Genomic DNA, 17,562 nt, shown 5'->3' with positions numbered 1-17,562 from the left:
GCGCGGCGGCTTTATTACTTTTGATAGACGTAAGCGCTGAAATATCAACTTATAATGAGCGAACGGGGATATTAGGAGAGGTCTAATTCGCAAGTAGCAGAAAATTTTTTTTGGGGTTCTCGAAAGATAGAGACCCGATTTATTTATTTAGGAGAAATTTTAGGAGATAACGATGACAAACGCCAATCAATTACAAGAATGGCATGAATTAGCGCAGCAACTGCGGGTCGATAGCATTCGCTGTACCAGCGAGGCGGGTTCCGGGCACCCCACCTCCTCGATGTCGGCGGCGGATCTGATGGCCGTGCTGCTCACGAAGTATCTAACTTTTGACTTTGACAATCCCGAGAACCCGAATAACGATCGCGTGATTTTCTCGAAAGGTCATGCGTCGCCCCTGCTGTATTCCATGCTGAAGGCGGCGGGAGTCATCTCGGACGAACAGTTGATGTCCTTGCGCCAGTTTGGCAGTCCCGTGGAAGGTCATCCCACCCCGAAACTGCCTGGAATCGACGTGGGAACCGGTTCTCTGGGACAGGGACTGACGATTGGCTTCGGGATGGCGTTAGCCGGCAAGTATCTCAACGAAGTGCCCGCGCGCATCTGGGTCTTGCAAGGAGATAGCGAAACCGGCGAGGGGTCGGTATGGGAAGCGTTCGATCGCGCCTCCTACTATCACCTAAACAACATTAGCCTGATTATCGACGTGAACCGTCTGGGACAGCGCGGAGAAACGGAATTGGGATGGAATACTCAAGCGTATGCAGAGCGCGCCCGCGCCTTTGGCTGGCACGCGATCGAGATCGACGGTCACGATTTGGGGGAGGTCGATCGCGCCTATGCAGAAGCCTTAACTATTGAGGATCGCCCCACGGCGATTATCGCCCGGACGATTAAAGCCAAGGGCTATGCTGAATTGGAAGATGAAAACGGGCATCACGGGAAGAATTTGAAACCGGAACAAACCGAAGCGGCGATCGCCGAGTTAGGCGGCGAACGAAATATCCGCATCGAGGTACAAAAGCCAAAAGCCGCCAAACCGGCAGCTCCCGCAAAGGCGCAACCCCTGGAACTTCCTCACTTTGAAATGGGAGAATCCGTGGCCACGCGGGATGCCTACGGTCAGGCACTCAAAGCCTTGGGAGCCGCACAACCGGAGGTAGTGGGTCTCGATGGAGAAGTGAGCAACTCCACCCGCGCCAAGTTCTTCGCCAAAACCTATCCGGAACGCTATTTCGAGATGTTTATCGGCGAGCAGCTCATGGTGGGGGCGGCAGTTGGCTTGCAGGCGCTCAATTACAAGCCCTTTGCCTCCAGCTTTGCGGCATTTCTCTCCCGCGCTTACGATTTCGTGCGGATGGCGGCTGTTTCCCGGGCGAACCTGAAGCTGGTGGGGTCTCACGCCGGGGTTTCCATCGGGCAGGATGGTCCGTCGCAGATGGGATTGGAAGATATCGCGGCCTTTCGCGCGGTGTGGAGCAGCACGGTGTTGTATCCCTGCGATGGCAACCAAACGGCGAAATTGGTGGAACAGATGAGCGATCGCCCGGGGATTTGCTATCTCCGCACCACCCGGATGAAAACTCCGGTTATCTACGATGCGGATGAAGCGTTTCCGATTGGGGGTAGCAAGGTGCTTCGCAGTTGCGATCGCGATCGCCTCACCATCATCGGTGCCGGTGTCACCCTGCATGAGGCGCTTTCGGCTTACGATCGCCTGAAAAAAGAAGGCATCCTGGCGCGGGTTATCGATCTGTATTCCGTCAAGCCCATCGATGTGGAAACCCTGTATCAAGCAGCTCACGATACCGAGGGCAATCTGATTGTGGTGGAAGATCATTGGAGCGAAGGCGGATTAGGTGCGGCTGTACTGGATGCCTTTACCGGTACGGACAGCGCTCCGGTATATGACGGACCGCCGTTGCGCCCCATCAAGCTAGCAGTGCGCGACATGCCCGGATCGGGTCAGCCGGCGGAAATGTTGCACGGTGCGAAAATAGACGCGGATGCGATCGTGGCGGCAGCTCAATCTCTGGTGAAGCAGCCGGTGGGCAGTTCGGTATAAACCGTATAGAAACCCTGTAGGGTGGGCATTGCCCACCCTACGGCTACTGTATAAACCGTATAGAAACCCTGTAGGGTGGGCATTGCCCACCCTACGGCTTATCCTGGGAACGAGAGAAAACGAGAGCAACCAACAATGGCTATTTTTCGATGCGTAAGGTGCTGCCATCGCGGTCCGTGCGATAGGTCCAGGCCCGATGGCGATCGGAGACCATCACGCGCCATCCCGGAACTAAGGTTTCTTCCACCGAGGATTCTTCCGGTTCGGCAAGACCCAGGCAGCGATCGGGCCAGGTTTCTCGTTCTGCCTCCACGATCCGCAGTCCCAAGGGAGACTTGCCCGACTGTTGCGAGATATGGTGCAATACGGCATTGCTCACGGAAGGGGGAAGGTTGCCCACGGCGGTATGATAGGGCGTTTCCAAGCGGATGTTACTGCCTTTGCGATCGCTGCGATACACCCAGGTTTGGCAATCGTTTTCTACCACAATCCGCCATCCTTCCACCGGCTGTTGTTCGCAGGCTTCTCCGGGTTGGGGAAGACCGAGACAGGTATTGTTCCAGGTTTGCGGTTCGGCTTCCACTAGGTGCAGGGTTGAGGGGGAAGTGTCCGCATGTTTCGCGGTTTGCTGCACTACGGCATGGGCGAGGCGATCGCTTATCTTTCCATTCCCCGAGGTGCTTTCGTGGGATTCCAACCGGATTTTTCCGCCTTCTAGGGAGGTGCGATAGATCCACTGGCGATCGTGATTTTCCACCACAACGCGCCACCCATCCACCAGCATTTGAGCGCAGACTTCCCCCGGTTCCGACAGCCCCAGGCAGCTATCGGGCCAGGTTCGTTGTTCCTCGTGGACGATGTGTAGCTCGGAAATCTGTTCCCTAGCTCTCTGCTGCACGTCCTGCAAAACCATCTCGGCAACTTCCGGGGGCAGCTTGCCACTGTAGGTGTCTTCTTTTTCTTGCCGCAGGCGATCGCCTGACAGGGAGGTGCGATATACTAGGGTATCCCTGCCATCGGAGATAACTACCCGCCATCCTTCCACTTTCGCCGGGGGACAGTATTCCCGGGGTTGGGCCAGTCCGAGACAGCCATTCGGCCAGGTTCGTTTCTCCGCTGCCACAATTTTTAGCTGCTGCGGATGTGCCCCCATTGCCTCAGAAGCCGCTTCTTTCACTGCAATATCTACTGCATCTGGCATGTCAGTTGTTGCTACTTTTACCATAAAAACCCTCAGTTTTATCGACTTTATTAGATTTCTATCATTAGTATTTATTATAGTAAAAAACCAGAGCCGTTTAAGATAAATAAAGCTTTTTATTACTCTAGGATTAGGCAAAATTTCCCTGGGGACGCCCTTCAACCTCCTAGCGGCAGAAATAAATGTGCCAAAAAATGCTTCCCCAGAGAGATGACAAGGAAATGTAACCACCGGAAGCCCTCCCTCCATCCCAACCTTCACTAAGATACAGATTACACCCCGACCCAGGGTCATTTCCTTCGCCAACTTAAGAATTAAAAATTAAGAATTAAGAATTAAGAATTTTTTCAACTTTCAAGTTTTGCGGGTGGCGATCGCCCAACCGTCAAGAGCATCTGGCACAGGGTTTCCCCTCGGCGAACATCTGCCGAGAGAAAATCTCTTCCTTTAGGAAGATGATTGCCGAAGCGAAAGTGTTTTAGTAATAGAAAGACGATAACTAAAAAGACCTATTCCAAATAGAGGAGTCGGCCAAACCCGCCGGAGTTCCTCGCCCTGGGCGTGACTCTCTGGTAAGAGTTGGGCGCAATACCAGCGCCAAAAATCCGGGCAAAAAAATAAACAGATTATCGAGACGGTTGTTAAAAATTGCTTGCCATGAACAAAACGGAAGACTCGCGAAAATCAAATCATCACGGACAAATTATTTCCATTCGCAGTAGTGTGGTTGACGTTCGGTTTTCGGAAGGGCTTCCGGAGGTATATAGCGAATTGAGAACCGGTGAAGACGATCGCATTGTCATCGAAGTGGTGAACCACGTAGACGAGCAGACGGTGCGCGGCATCGCCCTGATGCCCACTGCCGGTTTGGCACGAGGTGCGGCGGTGAAAGACACGGGAAAAACGCTCAAAGTGCCCGTGGGAGATAAATTACTGGGTCGGGTATTTAATGTATTCGGCGAGGCGATCGATAAAAAAGACCAAATCAGCGACGCACAATGGCGATCGATTCATCAACCCCCCGTGGAACTCGCCGAGCAATCCACGAGTTCGGAGATTCTCGAAACCGGGATCAAAGCGATCGACGTACTCGCACCCCTAGAACGCGGGGGGAAAGCGGGTTTGTTTGGCGGTGCCGGTGTGGGCAAAACCGTCTTGCTCTCGGAAATGATACACAACATGGCGACTCACCACGAAGGAGTCAGTCTGTTTTGCGGGATCGGCGAACGCAACCGCGAGGCAGAAGAATTTTATCGCGAAATGCAAGAAGCGGGGGTGCTTAACAATACCATTATGGTATTCGGGCAGATGAACGAACCGCCGGGAGCGCGATTCCGCGTGGGTCATGCGGCGCTGACAATGGCGGAGTATTTCCGCGATGACGCCAAGCAAGATGTGCTATTGCTGATGGACAATATTTTCCGATTCATTCAGGCGGGACAGGAAGTGTCCGGTTTGATGGGACGATTGCCCTCGCGAGTGGGATATCAACCCACCTTGGGCACGGAATTGTCCGAACTCGAAGAACGGATCGGCAATACCGCCAGCGGTTCGATTACCTCCGTACAGGCGGTGTACGTTCCGGCAGATGATTTTACCGATCCGGCAGCAGTTCACACGTTCGGGCATTTGTCTTCTTCGATCGTGCTATCGCGAAAGCGCGCCAGTCAGGGATTGTATCCGGCAATCGATCCCCTGCAATCGAATTCTAAAATGCTGACGCCTCCCATTGTGGGAAAGCGGCACTATCAAATCGCCCAAACGGTGCGACAAACTCTGGCGAATTATGAAGATTTAAAAGATATTATTTCTATGCTGGGGATGGAGGAACTTTCCGCCAGCGATCGCCAAACCGTGAACCGCGCCCGTCGTCTAGAGCGGTTTTTAACCCAACCGTTTTTTACCACCGAACAGTTTACCGGCAAAGCGGGCAAATTGGTCAGCATGGAAGAAGCGCTCGACGGATGCGATCGCATTCTCCAAGGCGAATTTTCCGATTATTCCGAGCGATCGCTTTACATGCTTGGCAAAATCGACGAAGCACAAAAAAGTCAACCCCAAGAACAGGAGGAAAACTCGGAAAAAGAATAATCTGCGGTTCGTGAGGGAAAATGCTGGATTGAAATTCCCCCATATCCTAATTTTAATTCCGGTAATATAGCGCAAAAAAGCACAAAAGAACCTTATAAAAAGCCAATAAAAAATGAAGCTAAAAATTTTATTACCCACAGAAGTGCTGGTAGACGAAGACGTTAAAAAAGTAACAGCAGAAGCCGAAAATGGAGCGTTTGGACTGTTGCCCAATCATATCGACTTCGTAACCGCATTGGTGCCGGGAATACTATCATACGAATCCGCAGGAGGAACAGAAACATTTGTTGCGGTCAATCAAGGAACCCTGGTAAAAAATGGTTCTGAGGTGTTAGTGTCTACCCGACAAGCGGCGAAAGGAAAAGACTTAGACTCGTTGCAGCAAACCGTAGAAGAGAAATATAAAACCCTGGACGACCGGGAGAAACAAGCGCGGTCTGCCGTTTCCAGACTCGAAGCGGGATTTATGCGCGGATTAATTGAAGTGGGAGGGACAAGTCGTGAAGCGCCCGAACAGTAGAAAAAGCAAGCGAATACCCGATCCGAAACGCCAAGAAAGGTTTCACCAGCAGATTCGGGAGAAATCATCTCGCAAGCTGAAAGCAAAGCGCGAGGATGAGTTTAGCATTTGGTATGGGTTGGGAATGTTTGGATTGATTGGATGGTCTGTTGCCATTCCCACCTTAATTGGTCTGGCGATTGGACTGTGGATCGATGTCACCTATCCGAGTCCGTATTCCTGGACTTTGATGTTATTATTTGTGGGTGTAGTATTGGGTTGCCTAAACGCTTGGTTCTGGGTAGAACGGGAGCGACCCAATGAGTGAAGGAGCGCTGGCACTACCGCTGATGGTGTTGCTCGTCGGGGTGGCGATCGCCCTTTCCATTGCCATCAAAGCGGGCACCAGTCGCTTGGGGTTGCCCAATCTCTTAGGCTATTTGCTGCTGGGATTTCTCCTGCGTCTGGCAGACGCGCAATGGCAGTTTCTTTCCCCCGAAGCTGAGGAAATATTTGTATTTTTAGCCGAATTGGGGATTATTTCCTTGCTGTTTCGCGTGGGACTGGAAAGCGATTTAGCCGGACTCAAGCATCAGTTGCCCCGCGCAAGCAAAATCTGGCTTTCAGATATCATCGTCAGTGGCGGATTGGGATTTGTCACCGCCTATTTTTTGCTCAACTTATCCGCCATTTCCAGTATATTTGTGGCCGTGGCATTTACCGCCACCAGTGTGGGGGTTTCCATCGGGGTTTGGGAAGAAGAAAACGCCACGGATTCGCCGAACGGTCAATTGTTGCTCGATGTAGCGGAAATGGACGACATTTCTGCGGTGATTTTGATGGCGTTGCTGTTTGCAATTGCCCCCAATCTTAGCCAGAGCAATGACAGCGGTTCGTTAGTTTCGGTTATCGCCGAAACTTCGGGTATCTTTGCGTTCAAGGCAGTTGTGTTTGGTACGTTTTGCTTTTTCTTTTCGCGTTATTTTGAGGCGAAAATGACCAAGTTTTTTCGCGAAATCGAACCCGCGCCAGACCCGATGCTGGAAGTGGTCGGAATTGGATTTATTATTGCCGCGATCGCCGGATTGCTTGGCTTTTCCGTTGCCATTGGCGGATTTTTTGCCGGACTGGTGTTCAGTCGCGATCCGCAAGCGGTAAAAATGGAAGCTTCGTTTCAATCTATCTACGAACTATTGACCCCGTTTTTTTTCATTGGCATCGGCTTAAAAATCGACCCCACAGCCCTCACGAGTGCCGTGGGAATGGGATTGATTTTACTCATTGCTGCAGTTCTCGGGAAAGTTCTCGGTGCCGGGGGTTTGGCTTATTTAACCACTAGCAAAATCGGTGGCATCTTGATTGGTGTCAGCATGATTCCGAGAGCCGAGATTACGATGATTGTCATGCAACGCGGATTGAAACTCGGGTCGTGGGCGGTATCGGAAAAGATATTTGCCGCGATGGTTTTAGTCTCGGCGGCAACCAGTATTATTGCACCGCTTGCCCTGCGATCGCTGCTCCATAAGTGGCCTCAAAAACAAGGAGAAACACCATGAACGTCATTTTTCCCTTATTATTTATTGCCCTTCCCGCCGGATTTGCCCTCGGCGTTTTCTACTTCGCCAGTTTGTGGATTACCGTGCGACAACTGCCCACCACCCAATGGCCGGCGCGGTTATTTATCGGCAGTTACTTGGGGCGGGTTGCGATTACCTTGCTCGGCTTTTATATCGTAATGAACGGACAGTGGGAAAGCGCCTTGGTTTGCCTGTTGGGATTTTTAATTGCCCGCGCGGTTTTAACCCAAGTTTGGCACCCCAAAGAAAAGGTGAAACTGTTCTAGTTTTAGCCCGGGATGAGAGAACGGCAAGGCGAGTTTTTTTGGGAGGCGATCGCGCAACCCCGAGTTAAACCGCATTGAATTGCAAAGCTGACAAATTCTGTGTAAACTGCAATGGAAACATGGCAATTTATTGATAACATCATCTACTGGCAGTGGAATTGGGTTGTCCTCAATGCTACCCTAGTCTTTACTTGGCTGGTGATGGCAATTTTGGTTATCGGGTCTTGGCTGGTGACGCGAAATCTGGCGATCGCACCGGATAAAATTTCCCCCTGGCAAAATATGCTAGAAATCATCGTCAAGCAAATCAACGACCAAATTCGCGAGGGAATCGGACAAGAACCCAAACAATTTTTACCCTTTGTGGGCACTTTATTTTTGTTTATCGCCCTGGCGAACATTCTGACCTTGTTTCCCTATTATGAATCTCCAGCGGCTTCTCTGTCTAGCACGGCAGCTTGGGCTATTTGCGTGTTCTTTGCCGTTCCTTATTACGGAATCAAAAACGTAGGCTGGAGAGCGTACTTCAAGCATTACATTCAGCCGACGCCGATTATGTTGCCGTTTCAGATTATCAGCGAACTGTCGCGAACCCTTTCTCTGGCAGTTCGTTTGTTTGGCAACATTATGAGTACCAGCTTGCTGGTCGCCATTTTAATTTCCCTGGTGCCGCTATTCCTGCCGATGGTCATGCGGGCATTTGGGATTTTAATTGGCGTCATTCAAGCGTATGTATTTGCCATTTTGGCATTAGTTTATATTGCCTCGGGAATGAGCGCGCAGCACACGACCAAAAAACAACAAAACCAACATTCAGAACAAGGAGCGAGTTAAAATGGATAATATGGGACTGGTGGGTATGGTGTCGATTTTCACCGCTGGAATAACCATTGCCATTGGCGCAGTCGGTCCGGCGATCGGGGAAGGATTGGCCCTTGCCAATGCCCTGAGAGCGCTGGCACAACAACCGGATAAAGCGAATACGATTACCCGGACATTATTTGTGGGGATGGCATTTATCGAATCTACCGCAATTTATTGTTTTGTGATTTCGATTATTTTGCTGTTTGCCAATCCCTTTTGGGGTCAGTTTACCCAACAGGGAGGAGGCTAATCGGTGATTACTTGGTTTACCGTCGTCGCCCAGATCGTCAACTTCCTCATTCTGGTTTTCCTGCTGTGGAAGTTTTTGTATAAACCCATCCTCAAAACGATGGACGATCGCCAGAAAAAGCTAGAAAATCGCTGGCAGGAGGCGCAGCGCGATCGCGACAAAGCGCGAGAATCCGCCGCAGCTTACCGACAAAAGCGCAGAGAAATCGAAGATCGGCGATCGCAAATCGTGGCACAAGCCAAAGAACAAGCCGAAGCGCGGCGCAAAGCGCTGATCGACCAAGCCCGCCGCGAGGTGGATAACCTCCAGGCGCAATGGCGATCGGCCATCGATCGCGAACAAAAATCCTTTCTCCACCGACTGCGACAACAGGTGGCGCAGGAAACCTACGACCTCACCCGGCGCACCTTGCAAGAGGTCGCCCATACGGACCTGGAAGAACGGGCGATCGCCCGATTTTGCGATCGCCTGCAACGCCTCGAGGACGAACAGCGCGATCGTCTGCGCGAGGCATTACAAACCTCTGAAGAACCGATTTTCATCCGCAGCGGCTTCCAGATTCCCGATGACAAACGCCATCAACTCCTCGACTTGTTGCAAAACCAAATTGCCTCGGGTAAAACCCTCACCATTGCCGAGGAACCCGAGGAAAAAGAACGGGAGAATAACGGTCACAAAGCGGAGGATTTTGCCGAAGACACCGAAACCCAAATCCCGGTAAAATTTGTCACTTCCGAGCGCTTACTCTGCGGCATTACCGTCCAGGTAGACGGTCAAGCCGTTTCCTGGGATTTTCAAACCTATTTACAAGGCATAGAAGAGCGCTTTGCTCAATTCATTCAAGAAGAAACCCGCAAAGAAAAAGCCGATATAGAAGAACGAGAACGAGTCGCCAAAAAAGCGGAAAATATCGAATCCCAGGTGCTAGAAAAAACCTACGCGATCGCCCGTCGCGCCTTGCAAGATTTGGCCGATGCAGACTTAGAAGAACGGGCAATTTCCGTCTTCCTCAAGCGGCTCCAAAATCTCAACTCATCGGAACGCAAAGCCATCGACCAAGCCCTAGGACATTCCGAAAAAATCGCCATCCGCAGCAGCTTCGAGATTCCCCAACCCAAGCGCGAGCAAATCATTCATCACCTGAAACAAGAGCATTTGCTCAACCACCATCAGGTGCAATTTGCCCAGTCCGATGACTTAATCTGTGGCGTAGAATTGCAATTTGGCAATCGTTCCATTGTCTGGAGTTTAGAGCGATACATGGACTCCCTGGAACGCCGCTTATCTGCTGCTGTGAAGGAGGAAGAGAATGCGAAATAACGATCGCCAACTGTTGCGGGTACTCGACGATACCTTTAGTGCGTTCGATCGCGCCCTAGACAGTTACCACCCCCAACTCGAAACTCGCGAAATCGGCATTGTCAAATCGGTTTCGCGCGGGATTGCCACCCTGTCCGGATTGCCCGACGTGCGCTCGGAAGAAGTGCTGCGCTTTCCCGGGGACATACTGGGCATTGCCTTTAATTTAGACCCGAATCAAATCGGGGTGATTCTGTTAGGAGAAAGCGAAAAGATACAGGCCGGTGACGAAGTGCATCGCACCGGGCGGATTATGGATGTGCCGGTGGGCGAGGGTCTCCTGGGGCGGGTGGTGAATGCCACCGGTCGCCCCCTGGACCGCAAAGGGTCGATTAATGCAGAAGAACGTCGCCCGATCGAACGGGAAGCCCCAGCCATTATGGACCGCGCCCCGGTAAGCGTTCCCCTGCAAACCGGGTTAAAAGTGGTGGATGCTTTGATTCCCGTGGGTCGGGGTCAGCGAGAACTGATCGTGGGCGATCGCCAAACCGGCAAAACCGCGATCGCGATCGATACGATTATCAATCAAAAGGATAAAGATGTAATCTGCATCTACTGCGCCATCGGACAGCGAGTCGCTTCCGTGGCGAAGGCGATCGCCGAGTTGCGCCAACATGAAGCAATGGACTACACCGTGGTGGTGGTGTCCTCCGGCGAAGACCCTCCGGGATTGAAATACGTCGCCCCCTATGCAGCAACCACCATTGGCGAGTATTTTATGGACCGAGGGCGCGATGTCTTAGTGGTGTATGACGATTTAACCCGTCACGCTTGGGCGTATCGGGAGTTATCCCTCTTGCTGCGACGCCCCCCCGGTCGAGAAGCTTATCCGGGGGATATCTTTTACATTCACTCGCGGATGCTGGAGCGATCGACTCACCTGCGCGATGAACTCGGGGGCGGTTCTCTTTCTGCTTTACCCATTGTAGAAACCCAAGCGCAGAATATTTCTGCTTATATTCCCACCAATTTAATTTCCATTACCGACGGTCAAATTTATTTATCGCCCGATTTATTTCAAAAAGCGGTTTTACCGGCGGTGGATGTGGGTAAATCCGTCTCCCGGGTGGGGGGAAAAACCCAGTTAAGCGCCTATAAAGGCTTGGCGGGCAATTTACGTCTGTCTTATTCCCAGTTTGAAGAAGTGGAAGTGTTTGCTCGCTTCGGCACGCAGTTGGATGAGGAAACGCAACAAACCCTCACCCGAGGGCGTCGCGTGCGCGAGGTGCTAAAGCAACCTCAATCTCAACCGCTTTCGGTGTCGGAGCAAATTGCCGTGCTGATGTCGGTGAATAATGGGTTATTGGACGAAATCGAACTCGATGAGGTGGAAGAGGCGGCGGGAGAAATTCGCCAACGGGTGACGGAGCGAGTGTCGGATATTTGCGATCGCATCGAATCGGGAGAATCTCTCAGCGATGAAGACCGCTTGGCGATATTAGATACCGCCAGAGAAGCTATCGATCGCCGCTCCAGTGACGCGGAAAAACAAGGCGAATCCGGTGAAGAAAAACGCGCCGAAGGAGAAGGCGGGGAAGACGAAGGCGAAACCGAGTCAAACGCCGCATCCGAATCGGAACATTCCGAAGAAACTGAAGAAAACCAACCGCAATAGATGAGGGGAAAAAATCGTGCCAACCGCTCAAGCACTTAAAGCTCAAATTAGTAGCGTTGAAGATTTGCAATCAGTGGTCAAGACCATGAAAGCTCTCGCTGCAGTCAGCATTCGACAATATCAGCGAGCGGTGGAGTCTTTGAGTGAGTACAATCGCACCGTGGAAATGGGGCTGCATATTGCCATGAGACGGGGATATTTTTCTGATGAATATACGCCGCAGATGCTCTCTGGCCAGAGCGAGTCTGGCGGGATTGGGCGCATCGGGGCGATCGTGTTTGGTTCGGACCAAGGGTTGTGCGGTCAATTTAACGAGCGCGTGGTTTCTCATGGGATGCAGCAATTAGACGAGTGGGAGGTGAAGCCAGAAAACCGGGCGATCGCGGCGGTGGGGGCGCGGATCGTTCCCCTGCTGTCAGCGCGAAAACAGGCGATCGCCACTTCGTTTTCCGTGCCCAGTTCCGTGAACGGGATTACCAATATGGTCCAGGAAATCTTGCTAAATATTCAGCAATGGCGAAATGAAGAACAAGTGGCGCGAATTGTGATTTTTTACAATCAATCTCTCTCTGGTTCTTCTTATGAGCCGCGCACCCTGCAATTGCTTCCCCTAAACCCGGACTGGTTGAAGGAATTAGTCCACAAAGACTGGCCGAATAATGTGTTACCCACCTTTACAATGGATTGGAATCGGTTATTTTCTGCCTTAATCCGAGAATATTTATTCCTGTCGCTTTATCGCGCCTTTGCTGAATCTTTGGCCAGTGAAAATGCTAGCCGCCTGTCTTCGATGCAGGCAGCGGAAAAGAATATTCAAGAACGACTTGGGGATTTAACTTCTCAGTATCGTCGGGAAAGACAAAGTTCGATTACGTCAGAATTGCTGGAAGTTGCATCAGGGTTTGAAGCGCTCACTCAATCGGAAGGGTAGAACATAAAAAGCAGCGGATTTCAATACCGCCTCTGCTTTTTTTTACCAATTTAAACGGTTTTTCTTGCGGGGTGGGAAAAAATTTTTTCATAACAATGAAAAGCCGAGTTGGGTTGGGTGAGGGTGACTCGGCTTGTTATTTTATCGCTGCAATTGGAAAATAGAGGGCATGGGTCAGGTAAGTACAAATGCCCTTTGATGCTTGGGAGACTGTGCAAGACAATTATGCCTCCTGGTTGGTAACAGAGTGATTCAAGCGGGTCGTCAACGGGGAATTTTCCATCCAGTCAAAGATGCGCTCTAACTGTTTGAGGGTGACGAACCCATATTGCCAGAGAACCATCGGTAAGGGAGTGGGATCCATTTCTCGCGGACGGGAATCAGCGGCACAGATCCGCTCCGCAAATGCAATTGAGGAAGCAGAAAGGGCTAACTCCTCTTGGAGAAAGCGAATGAATTGGGAATAGGTGGCGGGTGCCATTGCAAATTTCACCTCCTGAGTTTGACGTTCTAAACGTGACATGCAATTGTACTGCTTTGGGTGACGCTGGTTGCTACTTTTCGATCCGTCCATTTGGCGATCGCGCAGGTAGTCAACTGGCTCAACCCGCGTTAATGCAAGTCATATGAATACTTATTACTAATGCAGCACATTCTCATGGCAACGGCATCCGCAATTTTACCGAACTTTGTGCATTTAGCGGGCAAATCTGTGTTGTGCTAGTTGTGAAGTTGGCCTATTCCCACTCGATGGTTCCGGGGGGTTTAGAGGTGACGTCATAAACCACGCGATTGACGCCGCGCACTTCATTGACGATGCGGTTAGAAATAGTTTCCAACATATCGTAAGGAACGCGAGACCAGTCGGCGGTCATGCCATCTTCGCTGGAGATAAAGCGCAGAACGATCGGATAGGCATAGGTGCGGCGATCGCCCATGACGCCGACGCTGCGTATGGGTAACAAGACCGCAAAGGCTTGCCAAAAATCGTGGTACATGCCGCGCTGACGGATTTCTTGGCGCAGGATATGGTCCGCATCGCGCAAGATATTTAACCGTTCTACAGTGACTTCGCCTAAAATGCGAATCGCTAACCCCGGCCCGGGGAAGGGATGGCGACGGACGATTTCTTCGGGCAACCCGATGGATCGTCCCACTTTGCGGACTTCATCTTTAAACAGTTTCCGCAAGGGTTCGATCAGTTTGAAGCGCAAGTCTTCGGGTAAACCGCCGACGTTGTGATGGCTTTTGATTTTCACTGCGACTCGTTCCCCGGGTTGGGAGGGGATGCTGGTGTCGGCAGATTCGATCACGTCGGGGTAAAGGGTGCCTTGGGCTAAAAAGTCAAACGGGCCGAGGCGTCTGGATTCTTCTTCAAATACGCGGATGAATTCGTGCCCGATGCGCTTGCGTTTTTCTTCCGGATCGGTGACGCCTTTCATTTGGGCGAGAAAGCGATCGCGGGCGTTGATGTATTCCACGGGAATGTGGAACTGCTCTTGAAACAGTTTGACTAACCGTTCTGGCTCGTATTTCCGCATGAATCCTTGGTCGATAAACATGCAGGTGAGCCGATCGCCGATCGCTTTGTGCAGCAAAAAGGCGAGGGTGGAGGAATCCACGCCGCCGGATAATGCCAGCAACACGCGCCGATCGCTGACGCGATCGCGAATTTCGCCGATCGCTTCTTCTACAAATCTCGCCGTGGTCCAGGTGGGCTGACACTCGCAAATGTGATAAACAAAGTTGCGAATCAGGGCAAGCCCGCATTCCGAATGCACCACCTCGGGGTGAAATTGCACGCCGTAGAGTTTTTTCTCGTGATCGGCGATCGCCGCACAGGGGGTGTTCTCGGTATGCGCCAGTAACTCGAATCCTTCTGGCATCTTCAATACCGAGTCGGCATGACTCATCCACATGATGGATCCGTCTTCCACGTTGGTCAGCAAATCTGTGGGATCGTCAATGTACAAGGCGGCTTTGCCATATTCGGCGCGTTCCGCTGGGGCGACTTTCCCCCCAAGCTGCTGCACCATCAACTGCATCCCATAACAGACGCCAAATACCGGAATGCCAAGCTGCCAAATCCCCGGATCGCATTCCGGCGCACCGGCATCGTACACCGAGTTCGGACCGCCCGAGAGAATAATTCCCTTGGGTTTCAGTTTCTCTAGGGCGCTGGCTGAAGTCCGATAGGACAGCACCTCGGAATACACTTCAGTTTCGCGAATTCGACGCGCGATTAGCTCGGAATACTGCGAACCGAAATCTAAAATTAAAATCGTCTCACGGGGAATTGGCTTGGTATCTGGCTTGTCTTCCACTGTTTCGCTGACGGGGGGTTGTTGGGTTGGGATTTGCGTACTCACTGCTAATTTCTCTTCTACGGGTCTGGTTCAGACTCCAACCTATTTGCTAGCGATGCAAGATGCAAGCTTTTCGCTGGCCATTTTTTCGGTTTCGTCTAGACCAATTTGGGATAAAAGCCCGGTGGCTTTTTGCACGATTGAAAATACACTTTAACGCTTATTAGTTATAATATCTTAGCCACAGGTTTTTCTCGTCGAAATTTTTGCAGTTTCTTTAACTTTGACTCGTTCCCTGCCTGCCGGGGCAACTGAACCTGGGCGCGATCGCTTCCCCACCGCGCCACTGCGATCGCCTCTCCCCCAATCGATGGGACGATTTCGTGCCGAGACTCGCGGGGTCGCCCCCTCCCCGGGGAAATCCAGCTTCAAAACCGGGTTTCTTCCGCCAAGGTTGCGCCATCGCCAACTGATTGGAATCAGTTGGTTTCTTGCCCGCTTGTCCGCTCGAACCAATGGTTTATACCAGAACCTCCGCCTGTAGGGACAGGGCATAGCTTGTCTGTCGATTTCATTCTCGTCCCCGCGACCGAGTGCGCCACAAACGGTGAAATCCCCGAGAAAAATCCCTCGGGAAGAATGAAGAAATCACCGATTTTTTGATGCTTCATTCTCCCGAAAAATACAGCGGAGGTTAAGAACTCAAGCGGATAAATAAATCCGCGATCCGAGACGCTGAAGAGGGGGTTTCTGGCGGTTCGGTGGGGGAGGGTGCCGGTCCACTGAGGGAAATCGATTCCAAGCGTTTGAAGAAGGGTTTTCCGACCAAGGTAATCAGCTTGAGAACGGGAACCCGACGGGTTAAAAGCCCTTGACTGGCGGACCAGTCGAGATAGAGATAGCCATAATTGGATTCGGGCAAAGGAGCGATCGCGGCTTGAAAGGCTTCGTGGGTTAAAATCGATCCCTGGCGCGATGCATCGATCGCTTCATCCATTGCCTCGAGGGAAGTGGTGAGGATTTCATAATTCCCCACTGTGGCATGAACGCCTTCTACTTGGGCGGTAATTCTGACTGGGGTTAAGGGGTTAGCGGTGGGGTTGTCCTCGGTGGTGGCGAGTTTGGTCCAAGCGTACACCTGGCGATCGCCCAAGGAAAGCGGACCGACGCTAAACCCTTGCGAATTGGCGATCGCATCTAAGCTGGCAATTCCCTCGGTAGCGGCTTGTTTTCGCTCAGCCACGAAAATCCAATCCCAGGTGGTCTTCCCTTCCCGGGTATCGCTGAGTTGAGGCACCAAGCCCAAGGCATATTCGCCCTCCACCCAGTCAAACACATCCTGGGGTAAATCCAGGCCCCAGCGCGACTGCAATGCGGCGAGGGGTTGGCGCAGGATGGCCCCGACTGCCTCATCTTCGGCAAAACTTTCGGACAGTTCGCTCCACAAGCGTTGCAGATTGGCTCCGGAGAGGGCGAAGGCAGTTTGTGGGGGGAGATACTGCAACGCGCCCACTGGCTGGGTTAAGCTGGGCAAGGCGCTGGCGATCGCCGCCGGGGCGGTGGAGTTCCAAACGGTCTGGGCGAGCAGTCCTTGGCGATTCAATCCCAGGGCAATGCCGAGGCTGGGGGACACTTTCCCGAACACGCTTTCCGCAGTGGCGCTGGCAGATTCTACCGGGCGATCGCTAATCCAGGCGGCAAATTGCTCCACATTCACGAAGCTCAAACCGATGCCGCCTGCGGGCATATTGGCGATCGCCTCTTGGTAGGCGGGATTGTCCTTCAGGCTGAGTTCTGTAGCTTGCACGTTGGTGATGGCATCGCGCAGCACTTTGGGATAATTGGCAAACAAGACGAAGCGCGATCCGAGCAGCGCACTGGCCCAATTCCCGCCTAACACCGGCCCGGATTGGCTGCCGGCAAGGGGCTGGCTGTAAATCAGCTTCACGCCTTTATAGTTTTCCACCACGATTTGGCTGCCGCTACTGGCGCGAGACCCCCACCACGCCTCGAGAAAATCGCGGCTGCGTTGCGGATCTTTGGTTTCTACGGCAAGCAAATACCCCGGTTGCCGACCGTTGGCAATATCGCGATCGAAGTCGGGATTGCTCAGGGCAAAGGTGATTTCTTCCCCCAACCACGGCGCGATATCTCGGCGGTAGTCTAAATCGGTATTGGCCAGAAAGCTTTCTTTAATTTTATTAAACTCGGCTCGCACTCGGCTTCGCTTCGGTGGCGGTGCTGCAGTTCTTGCAAAGTCTTCGAGTTTGTCTGCATTCACTAACAAGGAGGCCATCAAGGGCGCTTGTTTGGAGACGAACATCGCCGCCTCTACGCGGGTTGCGTCAGGCGATCGCAGCAGCTCGATCGGTCCGGTGGTGATGATGGCGTACAGACCACCAACGCCCAGCAGCAAGACCAGGAGTACCGTAACGGCTAAAATTGAAAAAAATGAGCGTGGCTTCATCAGAAATTAGGGTTGGTAAGGGGGAGAACGGAAACCCTCGTCATTTATGCGTAGGGAGGAGTTCTCCCCCC

At 52.1% G+C, this 17,562-nt stretch carries 16 protein-coding genes; 12 read left to right on the top strand and 4 right to left on the bottom strand.

All coding sequences use genetic code 11. The features are described from left to right. Positions 1-172: 172 nt before the first annotated feature. Positions 173-2,065 (top strand): transketolase, encoded by a 1,893-nt coding sequence (locus LKK83_RS19320; protein ID WP_324632924.1) that lies wholly within the window; start codon positions 173-175, stop codon positions 2,063-2,065. Positions 2,066-2,204: 139 nt separating this feature from the next. On the opposite strand, the gene LKK83_RS19315 is transcribed toward LKK83_RS19320, so the two are convergent. Next, positions 2,205-3,290, bottom strand: a complete 1,086-nt coding sequence (locus LKK83_RS19315; RefSeq protein WP_324632922.1) for a hypothetical protein — start codon at positions 3,288-3,290, stop codon at positions 2,205-2,207. Positions 3,291-3,923: 633 nt separating this feature from the next. On the opposite strand from LKK83_RS19315, the gene atpD reads away from it, so the two are divergent. The 10 genes from atpD to LKK83_RS19265 all read left to right on the top strand — a co-directional run bounded on the left by atpD (position 3,924) and on the right by LKK83_RS19265 (position 12,718). Continuing rightward, the gene (gene atpD, locus LKK83_RS19310) at positions 3,924-5,357 is read left to right on the top strand and encodes a F0F1 ATP synthase subunit beta (RefSeq protein WP_324632921.1); all 1,434 of its coding nucleotides are present in this window, start codon (positions 3,924-3,926) and stop codon (positions 5,355-5,357) included. A 112-nt stretch (positions 5,358-5,469) separates the two neighbouring features. Further along, positions 5,470-5,877: a F0F1 ATP synthase subunit epsilon gene (locus LKK83_RS19305; protein WP_324632920.1), complete on the top strand. Its 408-nt coding sequence runs from the start codon at positions 5,470-5,472 to the stop codon at positions 5,875-5,877. Next, positions 5,858-6,184 (top strand): AtpZ/AtpI family protein, encoded by a 327-nt coding sequence (locus tag LKK83_RS19300; protein ID WP_324632918.1) that lies wholly within the window; start codon positions 5,858-5,860, stop codon positions 6,182-6,184. Before LKK83_RS19305 ends, LKK83_RS19300 begins: the two co-directional genes overlap by 20 nt. Beyond that, on the top strand, positions 6,177-7,412 hold the full coding sequence (locus LKK83_RS19295) for a cation:proton antiporter (protein ID WP_324632917.1): 1,236 nt from the start codon (positions 6,177-6,179) through the stop codon (positions 7,410-7,412). The genes LKK83_RS19300 and LKK83_RS19295 overlap by 8 nt, the downstream gene beginning before the upstream one ends. Next, on the top strand, positions 7,409-7,699 hold the full coding sequence (locus LKK83_RS19290; protein WP_324632916.1) for an ATP synthase subunit I: 291 nt from the start codon (positions 7,409-7,411) through the stop codon (positions 7,697-7,699). Before LKK83_RS19295 ends, LKK83_RS19290 begins: the two co-directional genes overlap by 4 nt. A gap of 111 nt (positions 7,700-7,810) precedes the next feature. Further along, positions 7,811-8,533 carry a F0F1 ATP synthase subunit A gene (locus tag LKK83_RS19285; protein ID WP_324632915.1) on the top strand — a complete coding sequence of 241 codons (723 nt, stop codon included), beginning with the start codon at positions 7,811-7,813 and terminating at the stop codon, positions 8,531-8,533. Position 8,534: 1 nt separating this feature from the next. Further along, complete coding sequence (locus tag LKK83_RS19280) at positions 8,535-8,813, top strand: F0F1 ATP synthase subunit C (RefSeq protein ID WP_324632914.1); 279 nt, start codon at positions 8,535-8,537, stop codon at positions 8,811-8,813. A gap of 3 nt (positions 8,814-8,816) precedes the next feature. Next, entirely contained in the window at positions 8,817-10,133 is a 1,317-nt protein-coding gene (locus LKK83_RS19275) for a F0F1 ATP synthase subunit B family protein (protein ID WP_324632912.1), read from the top strand. Continuing rightward, positions 10,123-11,787: an alternate F1F0 ATPase, F1 subunit alpha gene (locus LKK83_RS19270; protein ID WP_324632911.1), complete on the top strand. Its 1,665-nt coding sequence runs from the start codon at positions 10,123-10,125 to the stop codon at positions 11,785-11,787. The genes LKK83_RS19275 and LKK83_RS19270 overlap by 11 nt, the downstream gene beginning before the upstream one ends. 16 nt (positions 11,788-11,803) lie before the next feature. Next, entirely contained in the window at positions 11,804-12,718 is a 915-nt protein-coding gene (locus LKK83_RS19265) for a F0F1 ATP synthase subunit gamma (RefSeq protein WP_324632910.1), read from the top strand. 223 nt (positions 12,719-12,941) lie between these two features. Here LKK83_RS19265 and LKK83_RS19260 read toward each other — a convergent pair whose 3' ends face one another. Together LKK83_RS19260 and guaA are read right to left on the bottom strand one after the other, a co-directional pair. Further along, positions 12,942-13,199, bottom strand: a complete 258-nt coding sequence (locus LKK83_RS19260) for a DUF2949 domain-containing protein (RefSeq protein ID WP_324632945.1) — start codon at positions 13,197-13,199, stop codon at positions 12,942-12,944. 256 nt (positions 13,200-13,455) lie between these two features. Beyond that, positions 13,456-15,087 carry a glutamine-hydrolyzing GMP synthase gene (gene guaA / locus LKK83_RS19255; protein WP_442957339.1) on the bottom strand — a complete coding sequence of 544 codons (1,632 nt, stop codon included), beginning with the start codon at positions 15,085-15,087 and terminating at the stop codon, positions 13,456-13,458. 220 nt (positions 15,088-15,307) lie between these two features. On the opposite strand from guaA, the gene LKK83_RS19250 reads away from it, so the two are divergent. Further along, entirely contained in the window at positions 15,308-15,568 is a 261-nt protein-coding gene (locus LKK83_RS19250; protein ID WP_324632909.1) for a hypothetical protein, read from the top strand. Positions 15,569-15,718: 150 nt separating this feature from the next. Here LKK83_RS19250 and LKK83_RS19245 read toward each other — a convergent pair whose 3' ends face one another. After that, a complete protein-coding gene (locus LKK83_RS19245; protein ID WP_324632908.1) occupies positions 15,719-17,491 on the bottom strand; it encodes a DUF3352 domain-containing protein in 1,773 nt (590 codons plus the stop codon). Positions 17,492-17,562: the final 71 nt, after the last annotated feature.

Source organism: Phormidium sp. CCY1219 (assembly GCF_035615515.1).
In the GTDB taxonomy this organism is placed as follows: Bacteria; Cyanobacteriota; Cyanobacteriia; order Cyanobacteriales; family Laspinemataceae; genus CCY1219.
The sequence above is the reverse complement of the archived record's forward strand: the minus strand, read 5'-3'. Positions and strand labels throughout refer to the sequence as shown.

What these genes read in the sequence shown, in the direction of transcription:
- LKK83_RS19320 (WP_324632924.1), top strand. Translation starts at nt 173, where the DNA reads ATGACAAACGCCAATCAATTACAAGAATGGCATGAATTAGCGCAGCAA.
- LKK83_RS19315 (WP_324632922.1), bottom strand. Translation starts at nt 3,290, where the DNA reads ATGGTAAAAGTAGCAACAACTGACATGCCAGATGCAGTAGATATTGCA.
- atpD (WP_324632921.1), top strand. Translation starts at nt 3,924, where the DNA reads ATGAACAAAACGGAAGACTCGCGAAAATCAAATCATCACGGACAAATT.
- LKK83_RS19305 (WP_324632920.1), top strand. Translation starts at nt 5,470, where the DNA reads ATGAAGCTAAAAATTTTATTACCCACAGAAGTGCTGGTAGACGAAGAC.
- LKK83_RS19295 (WP_324632917.1), top strand. Translation starts at nt 6,177, where the DNA reads ATGAGTGAAGGAGCGCTGGCACTACCGCTGATGGTGTTGCTCGTCGGG.
- LKK83_RS19290 (WP_324632916.1), top strand. Translation starts at nt 7,409, where the DNA reads ATGAACGTCATTTTTCCCTTATTATTTATTGCCCTTCCCGCCGGATTT.
- LKK83_RS19285 (WP_324632915.1), top strand. Translation starts at nt 7,811, where the DNA reads ATGGAAACATGGCAATTTATTGATAACATCATCTACTGGCAGTGGAAT.
- LKK83_RS19280 (WP_324632914.1), top strand. Translation starts at nt 8,535, where the DNA reads ATGGATAATATGGGACTGGTGGGTATGGTGTCGATTTTCACCGCTGGA.
- LKK83_RS19270 (WP_324632911.1), top strand. Translation starts at nt 10,123, where the DNA reads ATGCGAAATAACGATCGCCAACTGTTGCGGGTACTCGACGATACCTTT.
- LKK83_RS19260 (WP_324632945.1), bottom strand. Translation starts at nt 13,199, where the DNA reads ATGGCACCCGCCACCTATTCCCAATTCATTCGCTTTCTCCAAGAGGAG.
- LKK83_RS19245 (WP_324632908.1), bottom strand. Translation starts at nt 17,491, where the DNA reads ATGAAGCCACGCTCATTTTTTTCAATTTTAGCCGTTACGGTACTCCTG.